The following is a 15,777-nucleotide window of genomic DNA, read 5'->3' as shown; positions in this document are numbered from 1 at the left end:
AATACAAAAGAAAACTAAATCGATGAGTTCTTTATGCATTATAGGCATTGTATTAACTATTATCTCATTATTGTGCTTATTCTTCTTTTTTGAAGCTTTAGGACGAGGTCCTTACATATAAAAATAGGAATTATCAAAAACTGCGATTAGCAATTAGTACCCTGTCAGTTTGACAGAAAGATAGTATTGGTATAATGATTGTTTATAGATTACTATGGATAAAAGATTTGAAGTTTTAGGAAATGATAAAAATCAACATACTGATGATTTTTATGTTAAGTTTAAAGAGAAATTAGAGCAAGCTCATTCGTTCCCTTCAGACTATATTTTTAAATATATAACACCTTCGGAACAGAGTGCGATAGCTCGTTTGCATTCGATCTTTGAGAGTGCTTACAGTAGTTTCACTACCAGAGACAGTAAAAACGGCAAGTACACCTGCGTAACTATTAAAGTTCCAGTAAATGATGCCGATGATATTATCATCTACTATCGACAAACAGCCTCTATAGAAGGATTGATGGCATTATAAACAAAGTTGAGAAAAAATAATAGCCCGATACAATTAGGTATCGGGCTATTTTATTTATATAGATTTTTCTAAATAGACTACGATCAATTTATCTTAATCTTAGGCTTGTACATATCCTGAGGTGTAAGACCACATTCTTCTTTCATACGAAGGCTATAAGCCAGATCGCTAACGTCCGGTGTTACATTATTTGAGCCGAAAGTAAATTTCACTCCTGCTTCTTTAGCTTTCATCAATAACGCCTTGTTAGGAATATCATAAAGCTCATTTATTTCCAAAGCTTTTCCGCTTTTAGCCAAAGCATCTATTACCTTATTCATACGCTCCTCTGTCCAGAATTCGTCATAACGGTCAACCATAGCTTCGGGTAAGAAAAACGGATTTACAAACACATCGGCGGGCTCTTGTAGGACTGCACATGTTTTTTCTACAATCAGATCCATATATTTTTGTTCATCGTCGATAATAACCTCATCGTTGATCCACAAACGAACACGGCGACCTTTTCGGTCATCGAAAGTAAGAGCATCTGTAAACACAAAGTCAAACTCTTCCCTTGCTTCTTTCGAGAAAGTAGTAACCCACTCACGTCCTTCTCCCTGCATAGCTAAGATGAAAGGTTCTGAACGCATTGTTTTAAGGAAGTCGTAAATACCCGCATCGTCAGTAATTGGGAAACCAATACCACAGTTAGGAGCAATCACATAATTGATACCAAGCCTGCGAGATTGTTCTGCTGCACCTTCTTTAGTTAATCCACCTTTTAAGTGTACATGATAATCGAGTACAGGAAAATCATCTTGGTGTAGACGGATAATAGGATCGGCTTGCTCATCTTGAGCTTTGCTCAACTGTGCTGCAATATCTATATCTTTTCTGTCCAAAACGTCTACTGCTATATTTTTGAATTCTAATGCACCCTCTCCGCTACTTACAAGAGAAAATGTACCTTCCGAAAGAACAGATCTTGCATTAATATCATTTCTGAATGGCTTAGATGGTTCGATATATTCAACAACCGGCTCTCCGTTTATCATTACTGTTATAGCCTGCCCTTCTACTTTAATATCCATCTTGAACCAGTCACCATCCTTCACAAAGCTTTTTGTAAGATTGCGTACCGACATCAAACTTCCTGTCATTCTCCACCATACCGGATCTGCCATATCATTATTAAGCGCTATAGCATATCCTTTACCATCGGCCCCTGTATGAAAGCCAATACTTCCTTTTCCTTTCTCAACAGTACGCAATTCCATACTCAAGATAAAATCTTTATATCCTCCACTTTTTAAAAGAGCCAATGACTCTTTTCCTTTCAAAACTAGGACTCCATCTTCTACCGCAACATCACCCGAAGTCTTCCAATTATCAAGACTGGCTCCGTTAAACAAGTCACCGCTTTGGGGAGCAGAACATGAATACATTGACAACAAACAAATCGTTATCAACACAGTTAAAACATTTTTCATAAGCTAAGCTTTATTATATTAGAATTATAATCGATTCGAAAAAAGATTTATGAGGTTAACGATATCACTCCTTATTTATTGATATAAAACATTAACTATCAAATATAACGCTTTATTAAATATTTTAACCTTCTTTTTTCTTCAAAAAACGTTTTTGCAACCATGTTCTTACTGGTATATCGTAAAACCTCATCGAAACATAAGCTACGACAATAGATATAACTAGTACCAACAAACCATATGGCCATGTTTCTGCCAACGTATAGTTGTTGTTTGTAACCCAAGCCATATAGACATACACTATAGGGAAATGAGTGATATAGATAGGATAAGATATGTCACCTAAAAACTTACATAACTTAGAAGCTTTAACACCCTTTACCTTTCCTCCTGCTCCCAGCCATACGATGAAAGGAAACATTATCATCAGGCAGAAACATTCATAAAGGCTATTCATCCATTGACTGTCTATTCCCCCTAATCGAGGTACCGAGAGTAATCCAACAAGAAGGAGACTTGCTACAAGAAAAGCCTTTGGGATATGACGTAGCTTACCCACTCGGGCAAGTAACATTCCTGCCAAAAAAGGGAATGCTAATCGAGTAAAACCGATACGCAACTGATACGGATCGCTGATAGACCACCCTCCTATTATATCTCCATTAGGATTAGTAAAAGCAAAATGGATTGTAACTCCTGCAGCTATAATTACACAAACTGCTAACAGAATTTTTGACAAATGGCGTAATATAAGGGCATAAACAATATTAGCAATATACTCGAAAAAAAGAGACCATGCCGGTCCATTTAGAGGATGCATTTCGCCCCACCCTCTAATATCCAATCCTCTGCCTACGGGAATAAGAGTAAAACCAATCACCATAACCAAAAGCATCTTCCATACCGGCACATCCTGTATACCTCCCCAGCCTTGACCGGGAGAAGTTTGAAAATAAAATAGCGCTGCACCGATAATAGACCCGATAATAATCATTGGTTGCAGACGAATCAAACGTCGTTTGGCAAAGTCCTTTAATGTCATCTTATCCCAACGGTCGTCGTAAGCATAACTTATTACAAATCCAGAAAGAAGAAAGAAAAAATCTACTGCCAGATAACCGTGATTTATCAGTTGCTTCGAATGATCGCCACCCGCATGCACCTCAAATATATGAAAGAGAACTACTAGTACAGCAGCCACACCTCTCAATCCGTCTAATATTTCGTAATGTGGCTTAGACTCCGCTAAACTTATTGTTTGTTTCATTATTATTTTATCAAATATATTATAATTAGTTGACCAGATTGCAAAAATAGGAGTTATCAAACAGGAAATATTGTCTTAAATTTTATTTTAATTGTCTTATATTTACACCTTAAATTAATATTAGATGAACAAGCTGGGAAGTATAAAATTTACACTGAGACCCGAAAAGGAAAATATCTCTTTCTTCTTTGACCATGTACACATTGTTGCCGAAAATCAGTTAACTCTTCACCAACAGGATTCATGGGAACTGTCTTATGTTATTACAGGAAAAGGCTCCAGGATGATAGGTGATACTGTCGAGGATTTTGATGCAGGAGAAATTGTCCTAATCCCTCCAAATATTCCACACTGCTGGACTTTTGATAAATCTGTTCATGACGAAGAGGGCAAAATTGAAAATATCACAATTATATTTTCCAATAAGCTATTAGAAGGTTTAAGAATTGTATTTCCAGAATATGCAGAAACGGTAAACGATATACTAAAAAACAAAAATGCAATTTCTTTTTCAGACAAAGTTCTTGAAAACTTTAAGAATCTGATGCTATCCATGACCCGACAAAATCAATTGGACCGGATATCTTCTCTCTTACAGATATTTCAAACAATAGCCTCTATAGATAAAGAGACGAATATCGTTGGGCATCCTATAGTTGAGGATAAGCAAACAAGGGCATTACAGAACATATATCTATATGTAATGAATAACTATCATCGCGATATCACTCTTAAAGAGATTTCTAGGTTCATAGGGATGGAGAGGTCTTCCTTTTGTGTATTCTTCAAGAAAGAGACTGGTACTTCTTTCTTTTCTTATCTAAGAAACTACAGAATTGATTCTTCGTGCGAAATGCTTCTGAATACATCTAAATCGATCGCAGAAATTTGTTTCGCCTCCGGATTCAGAGATATTCCTTATTATAATCGTTCTTTCAAAAAATACAAACAAATCACTCCGACACATTTTAGAGAGCAATTTTCAAAAGCTAAATAAGATAGAAGAATTTGTTTTCTTTGAATAAACAAAAAGCTACTAACTATCTGCTTTGTCAGACTTAGTTAGTAGCTTTCTTATTTATTTAGATAGTCTAAGCTATCGCAATTCAGATCAATTCAGCAGCACCCAAAATACCAATATCTTCTCTCTTGGATACAAATATTTTCAGGTTTTTAACTGTATTTTCGTATGGAAAAGTATTAATGACATTATACATCTCCTCCGAGAAGAATTGATAAGCCTTAGAAACACTTCCACCTAGAACTATAACCTCAGGGTCATATGCAAAAAGAACTGTTTTCATCAGATTTCCTATATGCTTACCAAAATCGTTAAACAGCTTTAAGGCTTCGGCATCACCCTCAGCAGCTTTTCGCGCAACTTCGTGTCCTTTTACATTATGTTCACATGAGAAAAACTGTCCACTACAGTAATATTCGGCATTCTTGTCAAGGTATGGGAAGTGGCCTATCTCCCCGGCTCCAGTATTAGTACCCGAATACAACTGACCGTTAAGTATAAGCCCTGCTCCTACTCCGGTTCCTATTGTTACACCTACCATATTGCAACTTCCTTTAGCTTCACCATGCTTTTGTTCACCAAGTGCAAAACAGTTTGCATCGTTATTAATTGCTACCGGAATTTTAAATTCTGTCTCTAGTATCTCTTTCAGATGAACTTCTTTCCATGAATCAATATTTGCAACATTGTAAACAATACCAGCCTTGATATCAACAACAGACGGAACGCCTACTCCGATGCTTTTCACCTCGGGTGTTATTGCCTCTTTTATTGCAGCTATAAGATCATCTAAAATCTCTTTCTCGCTCCTATGGGCAAGTGTAGCTTTCTCTACTTTTTTGACAATATCATCACCATCGACTAAACCGACTCTGATATTAGTCCCACCCATATCTATACCAATCTTCATATATTGTTCTTTTTGATTCGCTTTTATAATTTTTTAATTTCTGTACTGAAGTATCTTCTTCCAATACAGGAATTAGATTGTTTGTTTTCCTTTTTTTACTTTAATTGTTTTAGTATTCTTTTCTCCCCAGTTGATAACTAAATCAAAATCAACATTCGAGTCTATTGTTATACTAGGAGCTTGTTCCGCAGAGCTACGTTTGTTTACTCTGAAGTCAACAGTACCCTCTGGTCCGAAAGGATAGCGATCTATTCCGTGAGACTCCAATTTTGTAATATCCCAAACAACTGTATTTTTAGAAAAATCTGATTTAATACCCAAAATGTATTCGATAAACACAGCAATAGGAGGAAGACCAGCCCAACCAACAAACTCGTCACGAGCCATAAATCCGGCTTCTGCTCCTTCCGGTGCATAATATTCATAGAATGTTCCTGTAGCTTTGTAAACCTCAAATACATTCTTATAATGATTTTCAGCTATCTCGTGAGCTTTTTTAGTAAAGCCTTTTTCGTTCAATCCTGAGATAACCATATAGTTTGCTCCCGGCCATACACCACCTTGCCAGTAGCGTCCTTTTTCGTTGTATTTCGAATTATCGGCAGACAGAGAAGGCACACGGTGAGGACGATTGAATGTTTTTGGATTATCTAATTCTTTCACCAATCTATCCAATTGTGTCGGATTCAGAACATCTGTATACAAAGACCAGTAAGCGATGATTCCTTTTGTTTTAGACAAACTTCCATCCGCATACTGATCGTATAAGAAACCTGTTTCTTCGTCCCACATATTTTCTCTTACATATTTAGTAAGGTATTTGATTTCATCTTCGAAATCTTCAATTTCTTGCCATCTTTCAAGATAAAAACCCATCTCGAGCAATATACTTGCCGTAAATATTTGTTGAAGGTTAGCATCCAACCATGTCATATGTCCGTGGCTATAGATCATATTGTATTCTGGTTTTACACGAGGCATGTTATCCATACCTGTGCCCCATCCGCTCGACCAGTATGTTCCGTTTTGCCATGTATGATTTAGTTTCAACCACTTATAATAAGAACAAAGTACAGGGAAAATCTTATGCAGACGATCCATATCTCCATATTGCTTGAAGTACATCATTTCGCTCCAAGGTAAAAGGTTAGGACCGGTACTAGTTGGATCATATCTTTCGAAACAGTCTGCACCATTGCGCATAATCTCGCGGCAGATAAAACCGTCGGGATGCTGCTTTGCATAGAAGTTATCCAAGGTTTCTTGGAAAGGGAAGAAACGGAAACCATAACGCGCAAACATCATCATGAAAGCAGAGTCCCACATAAAGATATTTCCGTTGTAGGCTGTATCGAGGTATGGAGTTACAAAACCCGAACCTTCGAGCGGCTGTCTGATATTGCCAATAGCAATTTGCCATGCTCTCCAGTACATTTCTATCTCTTTGCTGTGTCCTTCCCATACCGGACTAGGAAGAATCTTTTTAGCTTCGTCGAAACTTTTTGGTTCCTGAAACTTCATCTTTGCTACACGATATTCATTCTCTGCTACGAGAGCTTCCCTTACATACGTGTTTTTATAAGGCAAATTGTAAACAGTAAGTTCTTCTTTTTCTTGTGCAAATAGCATACTTAAAGAACTCAGCATGAAAAATACGGCTAATGATAACCCTTTTTGAAATCTTGTCATATTTTTAAAATTTAAATTACTCAACAATGTAAAGCATATCGTCAGCTATGATGGTTCTCGGTATATCTCTTCCAGAGATTCCAACCTCGATTTGTTCCCCCATGTAGCTTTCAAAATATTTTAGTCTTATTTTATGATATCCAGCTTTTAATCCAACTTTTCCTTCCATCAACTTAGCACTATGAGAACCGTCATTATCGACAACCAACTGATCGCCTATATACAATACCGATCCATCATCCGTATAAGTATAAAAGTTATAGATACCATCTTTAGGCACTTTCAGATAAGCTTCGAATTCTAGACCAAAATAGTCTTTGCGTTTAGCAGGCTCTAGAGAAAAGTTTTTTAGTATGCCCTCCTCCTTTAGTGTAGCTATTTTGGGGTCAGTCAATGCCTCTACTGATATTATTTTCCCCTCGTATTCGAAATACTTATATCTTACTCCTTGTTTAGGATTGGTAAGATCTACTGGGTCGAGATACTTTGCCGATTCTTCTTCGGCTTTGGTTATACCCGATGGATAATAATACATTTCAAATTTTCCTGAATTGGTTCTGATCCATGTATCGAATTGACGTTTCCCTTCATAAAGTTTCACGATACGAGCACCTCTTTCAAGGTCTCCGTAAGCCCTTAACCCGGATACACGTCCGTACGAAAGACCGATTCCATTCATTTGTCCGATGAAACAATTATCATGATCGTGACCGACAAAAGTCGCCATCACATCGCCCATCTCTATCAAAGAAGCGAATAACCCCGAATTAATATCCGGAGAAGATGCACGCCCTTCTCTATTCATTCCATAGAAATCTCCTTTAGCAATTAGAGTATTGTATTCTGGGAGAGGGATATGAAAATACGCCAATGAAGGGAGAGGTACTTCTCCATTCTGCTTGGTCAAAGCCAGGCTATGCTCTCTGTACCATGCTATCTGATCGGAATGAATCCAGTCATATTTGCCATACAGCAAAGTATTGTCGGGATAAGTATTAGAGTTGAAACAATATATGGAAGCTGCATTCTTTTTGTTGTCTGATGATTTCACCAACAAATAAAAATCGCCACTTTCGTTTTTATGACAAACATCCTCTAATTTCAAATAATTAGGTTGAAGTTCTAATAAGGAGTCAATCTGCTGACGAGTCATCTCTTGCTCCTCATCATGATTTCCCATCAGAACAACCCATGGAATATTTTTCTCTCCAAACATTTTTGCAATACTCAACCATCCTTCTTCAGCTGGCTCGTAGCATACAATATCTCCACTTAATATAGCCAAATCGGGTTTCTCAGTTTCCAATACATTTTTTATTATCGTTCTTGTAGAGTCATTACTAGTTGCTGATTCGTCCCAATGAATGTCGGTAAATTGAGCTATTTTAAATTCTCCCTTATCGTCAAATTTCAGAATGGCAGAAGAAGATTGAGACTCCGTCTTTGAAACATCCGTGCAGGATACTCCAAACAGTAAAAGAACAAATAAGAATATATAGCAAAGCTTGTTCATTTTCTATTTTTTATTTTTAGATAGACCTTTTACTTTCATTATTTTATGAAAGATCTCTGTGTTTTTATAAACACCGATAAATTCACTAGCTCCCGGACCATAAGCAAATACTGGTAGCATTTGAGCTGTATGGTCATCTGTCATATAACGTGCTGTAATGTGTCCGGTTTTTACATCACCATCTACAAGTGTTAAACCTCCTGTTTCGTGATCACCTGTAACAATAACAAGCGTTTCTCCGTTTTGGTCTGCAAATTTAAGCGCTTCAGCTACAGCCAAGTCGAAACTTAAGGTTTCTACGATAGATCCAGGAAGAGAGTTAGCATGTCCGGCATAGTCTATTTTTGCTCCTTCTACCATCAAGAAGAATCCTTTATTGTTTGTTTTAGTCAACTTTTCAATACCTTCTTTGGTTGCTTCGGCCAATAGTTCCAATGATTCTTCTGTTGCGGCTAACTCCATAGATTCGTCTACACAGATGACCTTTTTATTATCATCGTTAATATCATCTATTTCTGTTGCTATACGGTATCCTTTATTTTCCAATTCTTTTAAAATGTCTCTACCATCTGCTCTTTTTGTAAACACATTCATTCCTGAACCATTAAGCAAAGTCAGTTTTCCTTCCAACAGATACTCTGTTATTTTATCAGAATCATCTCTCTCTGTAGCATGACCATAAAAAGCCGCAGGAGTGGCATCTGCCAAATTTCCTAATGTAATTACACCACATGCATATCCTGCATTGTACATATAGTCTGTCAAAGAAGGGTATGATTCGCCAGTATTACTCATACTGATATGACGATTGTCGTGAAGTTCTCCAGTAGCCAAAGCACTACCTCCTGCTGCGGAGTCTGTTGTATAGGAATCTTGAGCGCTGGTATTATGGAAACCTAGATATTTCATATTGAATATGCTAAGCCCTTGACCATTTTTATAACCCGGATTGTTAGCTGTAGCTGCTACTTGCAATTGATTGAGTCCGGTACCATCGCCTATAAGCAAGATTACATTCTTTACTTTCTTTTGACTTCCATCGTTCTTATAGGTAGGCTGATAGATATCTATAGTTTTACTCAACTGTAACTTTTTGTTCTTAAAACCTTCAAAGTTAGCAGTAACTTTATCTAGCTTTTTGTAACGTTGAGTTTCATCATCCGAATCGGAATCATGCCCAGCTATCGTATAATTTTTATTTGCAAAGTTTCTAAAAAAGTCAGCACATGCCTCAGGCATATCGGTATTGATGTAGTCCACACCCATTGTATGCAATTTGTTCCAAGCATTCACACCATCGGGTGCTGCCCAAAAACGGATTGGTTTACCTAGTCTATGCACTCCCTCTATCAAGGCTTCTACTTTTTCTTGATGTGGTTTTTTGAACATACCTTTTCCATTCCAATCAGCATTTTCTTTCAGAGAGAAGCTTATCATTGCAATTTTTTCTAATTCTTTTTCTGTATAATCCAATTTATCTCCATCGAAATAAATAAATGACGGATATTTATGGAAATCTTTAGGATCTGGTCTATTACCTGAAATAATAACCTTTACTCCGTAAGGATTCTTTTCCACATTAAATACTTCCTGATATTTTGCTAACTTTTCGGTCAATATATCCAATGTTGGGTTTGCAGGTGTTTTTAGATCCACAAGAATAGAGAAGGTATTCTCAGAATCGGCCCAAGGTTTCCCTCCGTTGTCTTTAAAGAATCCAACGATAGGCTCGATGTAAAGTTCGTCTATAGTTTTTGCTGTGGCTACTTCATGACGGTCGTGAGCAACAACTAATTCTCCGTTTCGCTCATAAATATCAATTTCGATAGAAGATAATTGTTGTGAATAAGCTTGATAAAGAGGAACTCTTCTTTGGTAATCATTATGAGAGTGAATCAATATTCTCTCTTGTGCCAATAATTGGAAAGAAAGGAATAAGAATCCTATCAAACTGATACCTTTTAATATATTTTTTTTCATCGGTATATATTATTTAATTTGGATTTTACTGAAAAGCGGGTTATGATCTGAAATGAAAACATCATTCAATTTATCGTCTATTACTTCATAACTCAAAATCTCTGCTCCTTTGCTTACAAAGATATAATCAATCAAAGGTCTTTTCTCTAAAGGAATTCTACCAAAGCTATGGAATGTCCCTTTATTTCCTTTTTTCTCTTTTGCCTGATCTCCTGCACTTACTAATACTTTTGTAGAAGTTTCGCTTAGTAGGTATTGAACAACATCTGAAGATGGCTCTGAGTTAAAATCGCCAGTCAGAATCATAGGAAGATCGCCAGCTATTGCAGTTGCTTTCTCAAGCATCAGTTTTGCACCATTGATTCGAGCTAGCTTCCCTACATGATCTAAGTGTGTATTAATAAAAAAGAATCTTTTACCACTTTCTATTTCTTCCAAGAATGCCCAGGTTGCAACACGTTCGCATGCTCCATCCCATCCTTTAGAGCCTGCGACTTCGGGAGTTTCGCTTAGCCAGAAAGTTCCAGATTCTACCTCTTTGAAGCGATCTTTTTTATATAACAATGCACTATACTCTCCGGCTTCTTTACCGTCTTCTCTTCCGACACCAACCGCTGTATAACCAGGAAGAGCTGCCTTCAGATCAGCCAGCTGATGCGATAATACTTCTTGAGTACCAACTATATCTGCATCGTAATTCAATATAGTTTGACTTGCAACATCTTTTCGGTAAGACCAGCTATTCAGGCTATCTTCCGGATTATCATATCGTACATTAAAACTCATTACATTTAGTTCCAACGGTTTATCCTTACATGAGAATAATCCTAAACATAAAACAGAGAGTAAAAAGATGTAAATACTTTTTTTCATGGTTGTATATTTTAATTATTTAGTAAACAAGTTTTCGACAGGAATCTGAACAAATTCCTGAGCCTTAGGCAGTCTCCACTTCCAAGCTAAGGCTTGTCCTTCATAGTCTTCGAAGTAAAGAAGCTTGAAGGGATGATATCCTGCCTTGAGTGCTATTTCGCCTGTAGATATAATGGCTGCATGCGAACCATCATTATCTACAACCTTCTCTCCCGCTACATACAATACGCTACCGTCATCAGACTGAGTAAGGAAGCCATATACTCCGTCTTCGGGTACGTGAATATAACCTGTGTAAACAAATCCATAATGATCTTCCTGTTTTGCATTTTTGATATCAGGTTCGGACATTGTACCTTGTTCCACAACTTTAGAAGCTGCAAGTTCTGCTACATTGCTAAACTTGCCATGATGATAGGTATAATTCACTCCATTTTGCTGTCCGGAAATAGTAGCCGAATTTTTATAAACTGCCTTAGTTGCTTTTATCTCGAAGATACGACTATCTACAAAACCTTCTTTAAAAGCAATTGCCTTAATGTCTGTTGTTTTTGAGATAGTAAATGGAGACTCATATTTTAATGTGTTCTTGCTTGGAGCAGTGCCATCGATCGTATAATATATTTCGGCTCCCTCTGTTGCTGTACCTAAATCAACCTTTATTTCCGTCTCGAACAGATTAAGGTAGATCGTTGTATATGGAATAGAAACAACTTCTCCTTCGGTCATAGAGTGAGGATATGCGGATTCGTCTGTCCCCCTCTCCTTGTTAGGGGTAGACGAAAGTTGGAATTCAAGCAATCCGCCTTCCATTATTTGATAGTAACTGATAAAGCTTTCTTTTATCTCATTTCCATTCAGAATAACTTTGTCTATGTAGATATTCTTTGCCGGATTGTTTGCTTTTATTTCTAACACTTTTCCATTAGTAAGATTGAACGTTGCTTTTTCGAAAAGAGGTGTAGTCAAAGCGAATTCATTCGAACCCGGAGCTACAGGATACATACCCAAACTGGTAAGAATATACCATGCCGACATTTGTCCACAGTCTTCGTTTCCAATTATACCTTCAGGCGTTGGGGAATACATTTCGTCAAGAATACGACGTGTCATTTCTTGCGTTTTCCAAGGTTGACCTACATAGTTGTAAAGATATGCCATATGGTGGCTAGGTTCATTTCCATGTGCATACTGACCGATAAGTCCGGTAATATCAACCATTTCACCGTCTACTCCTTGCTCTACCGTAAATAGTTTATCCAGTTCTTCTATAAATGCATCCTTGCCTCCAAAAAGCTGAATCATGCCATTCACGTCGTGAGGTACAAAGAAACGATATTGCCATGCTGTAGCTTCAGTATAAGCTCTTGCCGGTTCGAACGGGTTGAAATTAGGCTCCCAATTCCCGTCCATTTGCTTTCCTCTGAAAAACTTAGTTGCTCCATCAAATACATTGATGTAGTTGTGGGCTCTTTTCATGTATTCTTTATAGTCTTCTTCTTTGCCCAGGTCTTTAGCCACTTGTGCTATTACCCAGTCATCATAAGCATATTCGAGCAGGCAAGAGACTGATTCTCTTTTTATGTTTGATGGTATGAAACCATACTTTATATAGTAATCAGATGCTTTGGCATTGATATTAGAAGAGCGTTTCATTGCCTCAAATGCTAACTCTATGTCATAGTCTCTTATGCCTTTCATATAAGCATCGCCAATAACAGATACTGCGTGGTAACCAATCATAGTCCCGGTCTCTCCTGCCGATAGCGGCCATATTGGAAGTTCTTTTTTTGCACTGTATTGATACATTTCCAGCATAGAGTTAACCATATCATTAACTAAAGCTTTATTTGTTAGCGTTACTAACGGATTCCATGCTCGGAAGGTATCCCACAACGACAATGTAGAATATCGAGGTGCATCAGAATTACCGATAGACATATCGTGTCTTCTGTATTGACCATTTACATCGCTCGCTATGTTAGGAACTATTTTTGTGTGATATTGAGCAGTATAGAAGTTTTTCAACTGAGCTTCTGTTCCACCTTCGACCACGATGTCGGATAGAGCCTTTGTCCAAAGATCTCTTGCTTTCTGATGTACTGCATCAAAATCGAAGTCTTTTACATCATTATTTAAGTTTTCTCGTGCATTTTCTTCACTTACTATAGATATACCAACTTTTACTATAACAGGTGTACCATCCGAAGTTCCGAAATCTAATACCATTTGCAAGTTACCTCCTGCCTCAGGAGTTGCGTCAAGGCTTATTTCCTTCCCGTTATTTATCAATTGAGCTTTTTCAAACTCTTTTGAGAATTGGGCAACAAAATAAACATACTGATTCGTAACCCACCCCTGTGTGCGACGCATTCCGCTTACTTCTGTTTTACCATTTACGCTGAATGATGCCATATCGATCACTTCATTTTCTAACAAATGGGAGTGATCGATTATTATTTTTGAGTTTTTATCTTTTTCGAATGTATATCGATGTATTCCTGCATATTGAGTTGCTGTTAATTCTGCCTTTATGCCATCTTGTCTAAAGTTGACTGAATAGTAACCTGCAGAAGCTTTCTCGTCTTTATGAGAAAACGCTAAGGGTTCGAAAATATAGCCTTTAGGTTCTAATTTCAGTTCTTTGGTGGTAGGATGAAAAAGCACATCCGCCAAATCGGCACACCCTGTTCCACTTAGGTGAGTGTGAGAAAAGCCTATTATTGTACTATCGCTATAATGATAGCCCGAACACGCATCCCAGTTTCCAGTACGGGTATCAGGACTTAATTGAACTGCACCATATGGAACTGTTGCTCCCGGATATGTATGCCCATGAAACCCTGTACCGATAAATGGATCTACATAGTCGATCGGAGATTTAGCTGGTGAAGAACAACTCGTCAAGATAACGAATAACAAAATGAATGAAGAAAAGATAGCTTTCATAAGAATCTTTATAAATTGATTTTTTTGTTATTTATACCGATTCGGCTCCGCAGAAACAGATTTAGGTATAAAATAATTATAAAATAAAACGATTGAACCGACTTTACTACCATTAAAATTTACGCATACAATCAATATTCTGAGGCATATTTCGTTTGTTGCTCCAAATCTTTAATAGTCTAAAAGTTTTTGTATTTCTTAAAAGGATTATATTTCCCATGGTTATACATCTATTTACATCCTCTAACAAGAGTTGAAAACAGAACAAAATCACTCTACGAATATATATGAATAGATGCAAACAAAGCATCTTTATTTACGTGTTAACATCCTCAAATTGCGTAAACGTCAATTCGATTCTGTTCTCGGTATTCCGAAGGGGTACACCCCTTTAATGATTTAAATTGGCGAGAGATATTTTTATAATCGATATAACCCAGTTCCAAAGCTATATCTACAATGGGATTATCTGTTTCTATCAGCTCTGAAGCGAATCTCTCGATTCGCAACTTTAAAATATAAGAATAAATAGAGTCTCCTGTAACCTCTCTGAACAATTGCTCTAACGAACGCCTCGAAAGAGGCACAAGATTTACCAGACTTTGCACCGAAAGTTTAGATTTTATGTTCTCATGTATATATTGCAAAACAATAGATATATGAGGATTATTGGTTGAAAATATATTAGAAGATGCCCTCGTAGTAATGTAAGTAGGCTCAACAACAATATTAGCCCATCTATATTGAGGGTTATTGGTTAATTTATCAATCAGGTTTGCAACCTGATACCCTCCTTTTATTGTATTTTGATTTATTGAAGAAATAGGCGGATCGGATAACAAGCATATCATTTGGTCATTATCTACTCCCAATAAAGAGACTTCGCTCGGAATCTTAATATCATGTAACTTGCATATTTCGGATATATGATGCGCTTGGTTATCATCACATGCCATTATAGCTACAGGCTTTGGTAGCTCTATCAACCATTTTTCAAGGTCTTCTTCATAATACCAGAGTTCTTCTCTAACATCTTTCTGATATTCGTAAAAACTGTGAAGTAACCCTACTTTGTTTAAAGCTTTTTTGAACCCTTCGCAGCGTTCGGATGACCATATTGCATTTTTTATTCCCAAAAAAGCATAGTTCTTAAATCCTTTCTGAATAAAATGCTCTGCGCCTATTTCTCCTGCTCGAATATGATTTCCGGTTATATTAGGAATATTGGTAAAGCGATCTTTAAAATCCTGAGCTACCGCTATTACGTTTTCTTCCTTAAACAGACTTACATTGTCTGTATTATAGAATTGACCGATAATAGCATCAGCTTTCCATTCTTTAGCCCATCTCAACACCCCTTCGATACCATGTACATCTCTATACGAAAGAGGCATTTTACAGAGTACCCATGGACTTGTCTCCCTAGAGTATTGCACAATACCCTTCATAAGATTATTAGAATATTCTTCACCAAAATCTGTAAGTAGAATTACGCGCGCCAAAACAAATATTTTTTATAAAACTCAACTAAGATAGTAGTTTTATTTTAGTTGTATAATATAGGTACTTTT

General features: G+C 37.0%; 11 protein-coding genes. 2 read left to right on the top strand and 9 right to left on the bottom strand.

The window, feature by feature from the left end; genetic code table 11:
- Positions 1-214 precede the first annotated feature (214 nt).
- On the top strand, positions 215-532 hold the full coding sequence (locus DHU68_RS04355) for a DUF493 family protein (RefSeq protein WP_108821766.1): 318 nt from the start codon (positions 215-217) through the stop codon (positions 530-532).
- An 83-nt stretch (positions 533-615) separates the two neighbouring features.
- Here DHU68_RS04355 and DHU68_RS04350 read toward each other — a convergent pair whose 3' ends face one another.
- Together DHU68_RS04350 and DHU68_RS04345 are read right to left on the bottom strand one after the other, a co-directional pair.
- Positions 616-2,004 (bottom strand): DUF1080 domain-containing protein, encoded by a 1,389-nt coding sequence (locus DHU68_RS04350; RefSeq protein ID WP_108821765.1) that lies wholly within the window; start codon positions 2,002-2,004, stop codon positions 616-618.
- 124 nt (positions 2,005-2,128) lie between these two features.
- Positions 2,129-3,271 carry an acyltransferase gene (locus DHU68_RS04345; protein ID WP_108821764.1) on the bottom strand — a complete coding sequence of 381 codons (1,143 nt, stop codon included), beginning with the start codon at positions 3,269-3,271 and terminating at the stop codon, positions 2,129-2,131.
- 124 nt (positions 3,272-3,395) lie between these two features.
- Here DHU68_RS04345 and DHU68_RS04340 point away from each other — a divergent pair, with 124 nt between their 5' ends.
- Entirely contained in the window at positions 3,396-4,268 is an 873-nt protein-coding gene (locus tag DHU68_RS04340; protein ID WP_108821763.1) for an AraC family transcriptional regulator, read from the top strand.
- Between the two features lie 109 nt (positions 4,269-4,377).
- Here DHU68_RS04340 and DHU68_RS04335 read toward each other — a convergent pair whose 3' ends face one another.
- The 7 genes from DHU68_RS04335 to DHU68_RS04305 all read right to left on the bottom strand — a co-directional run bounded on the left by DHU68_RS04335 (position 4,378) and on the right by DHU68_RS04305 (position 15,708).
- Positions 4,378-5,202, bottom strand: a complete 825-nt coding sequence (locus tag DHU68_RS04335; protein WP_108821762.1) for an ROK family protein — start codon at positions 5,200-5,202, stop codon at positions 4,378-4,380.
- 72 nt (positions 5,203-5,274) lie between these two features.
- Positions 5,275-6,849 carry a trehalase family glycosidase gene (locus tag DHU68_RS04330; RefSeq protein ID WP_185117493.1) on the bottom strand — a complete coding sequence of 525 codons (1,575 nt, stop codon included), beginning with the start codon at positions 6,847-6,849 and terminating at the stop codon, positions 5,275-5,277.
- 58 nt (positions 6,850-6,907) lie between these two features.
- On the bottom strand, positions 6,908-8,404 hold the full coding sequence (locus tag DHU68_RS04325; protein ID WP_108821760.1) for a metallophosphoesterase: 1,497 nt from the start codon (positions 8,402-8,404) through the stop codon (positions 6,908-6,910).
- A 3-nt stretch (positions 8,405-8,407) separates the two neighbouring features.
- Positions 8,408-10,384 (bottom strand): alkaline phosphatase, encoded by a 1,977-nt coding sequence (locus tag DHU68_RS04320; protein WP_108821759.1) that lies wholly within the window; start codon positions 10,382-10,384, stop codon positions 8,408-8,410.
- Between the two features lie 9 nt (positions 10,385-10,393).
- The gene (locus DHU68_RS04315) at positions 10,394-11,257 is read right to left on the bottom strand and encodes an endonuclease/exonuclease/phosphatase family protein (RefSeq protein WP_108821758.1); all 864 of its coding nucleotides are present in this window, start codon (positions 11,255-11,257) and stop codon (positions 10,394-10,396) included.
- 15 nt (positions 11,258-11,272) lie between these two features.
- The gene (locus tag DHU68_RS04310) at positions 11,273-14,206 is read right to left on the bottom strand and encodes a GH92 family glycosyl hydrolase (protein WP_108821757.1); all 2,934 of its coding nucleotides are present in this window, start codon (positions 14,204-14,206) and stop codon (positions 11,273-11,275) included.
- Between the two features lie 332 nt (positions 14,207-14,538).
- Positions 14,539-15,708: a DNA-binding transcriptional regulator gene (locus DHU68_RS04305; protein ID WP_108821756.1), complete on the bottom strand. Its 1,170-nt coding sequence runs from the start codon at positions 15,706-15,708 to the stop codon at positions 14,539-14,541.
- Positions 15,709-15,777: the final 69 nt, after the last annotated feature.

Origin of the sequence: Dysgonomonas sp. Marseille-P4361, assembly GCF_900343125.1 — a bacterium.
GTDB lineage: Bacteria > Bacteroidota > Bacteroidia > Bacteroidales > Dysgonomonadaceae > Dysgonomonas.
This window is presented reverse-complemented; position numbering and strand designations above follow the sequence as displayed.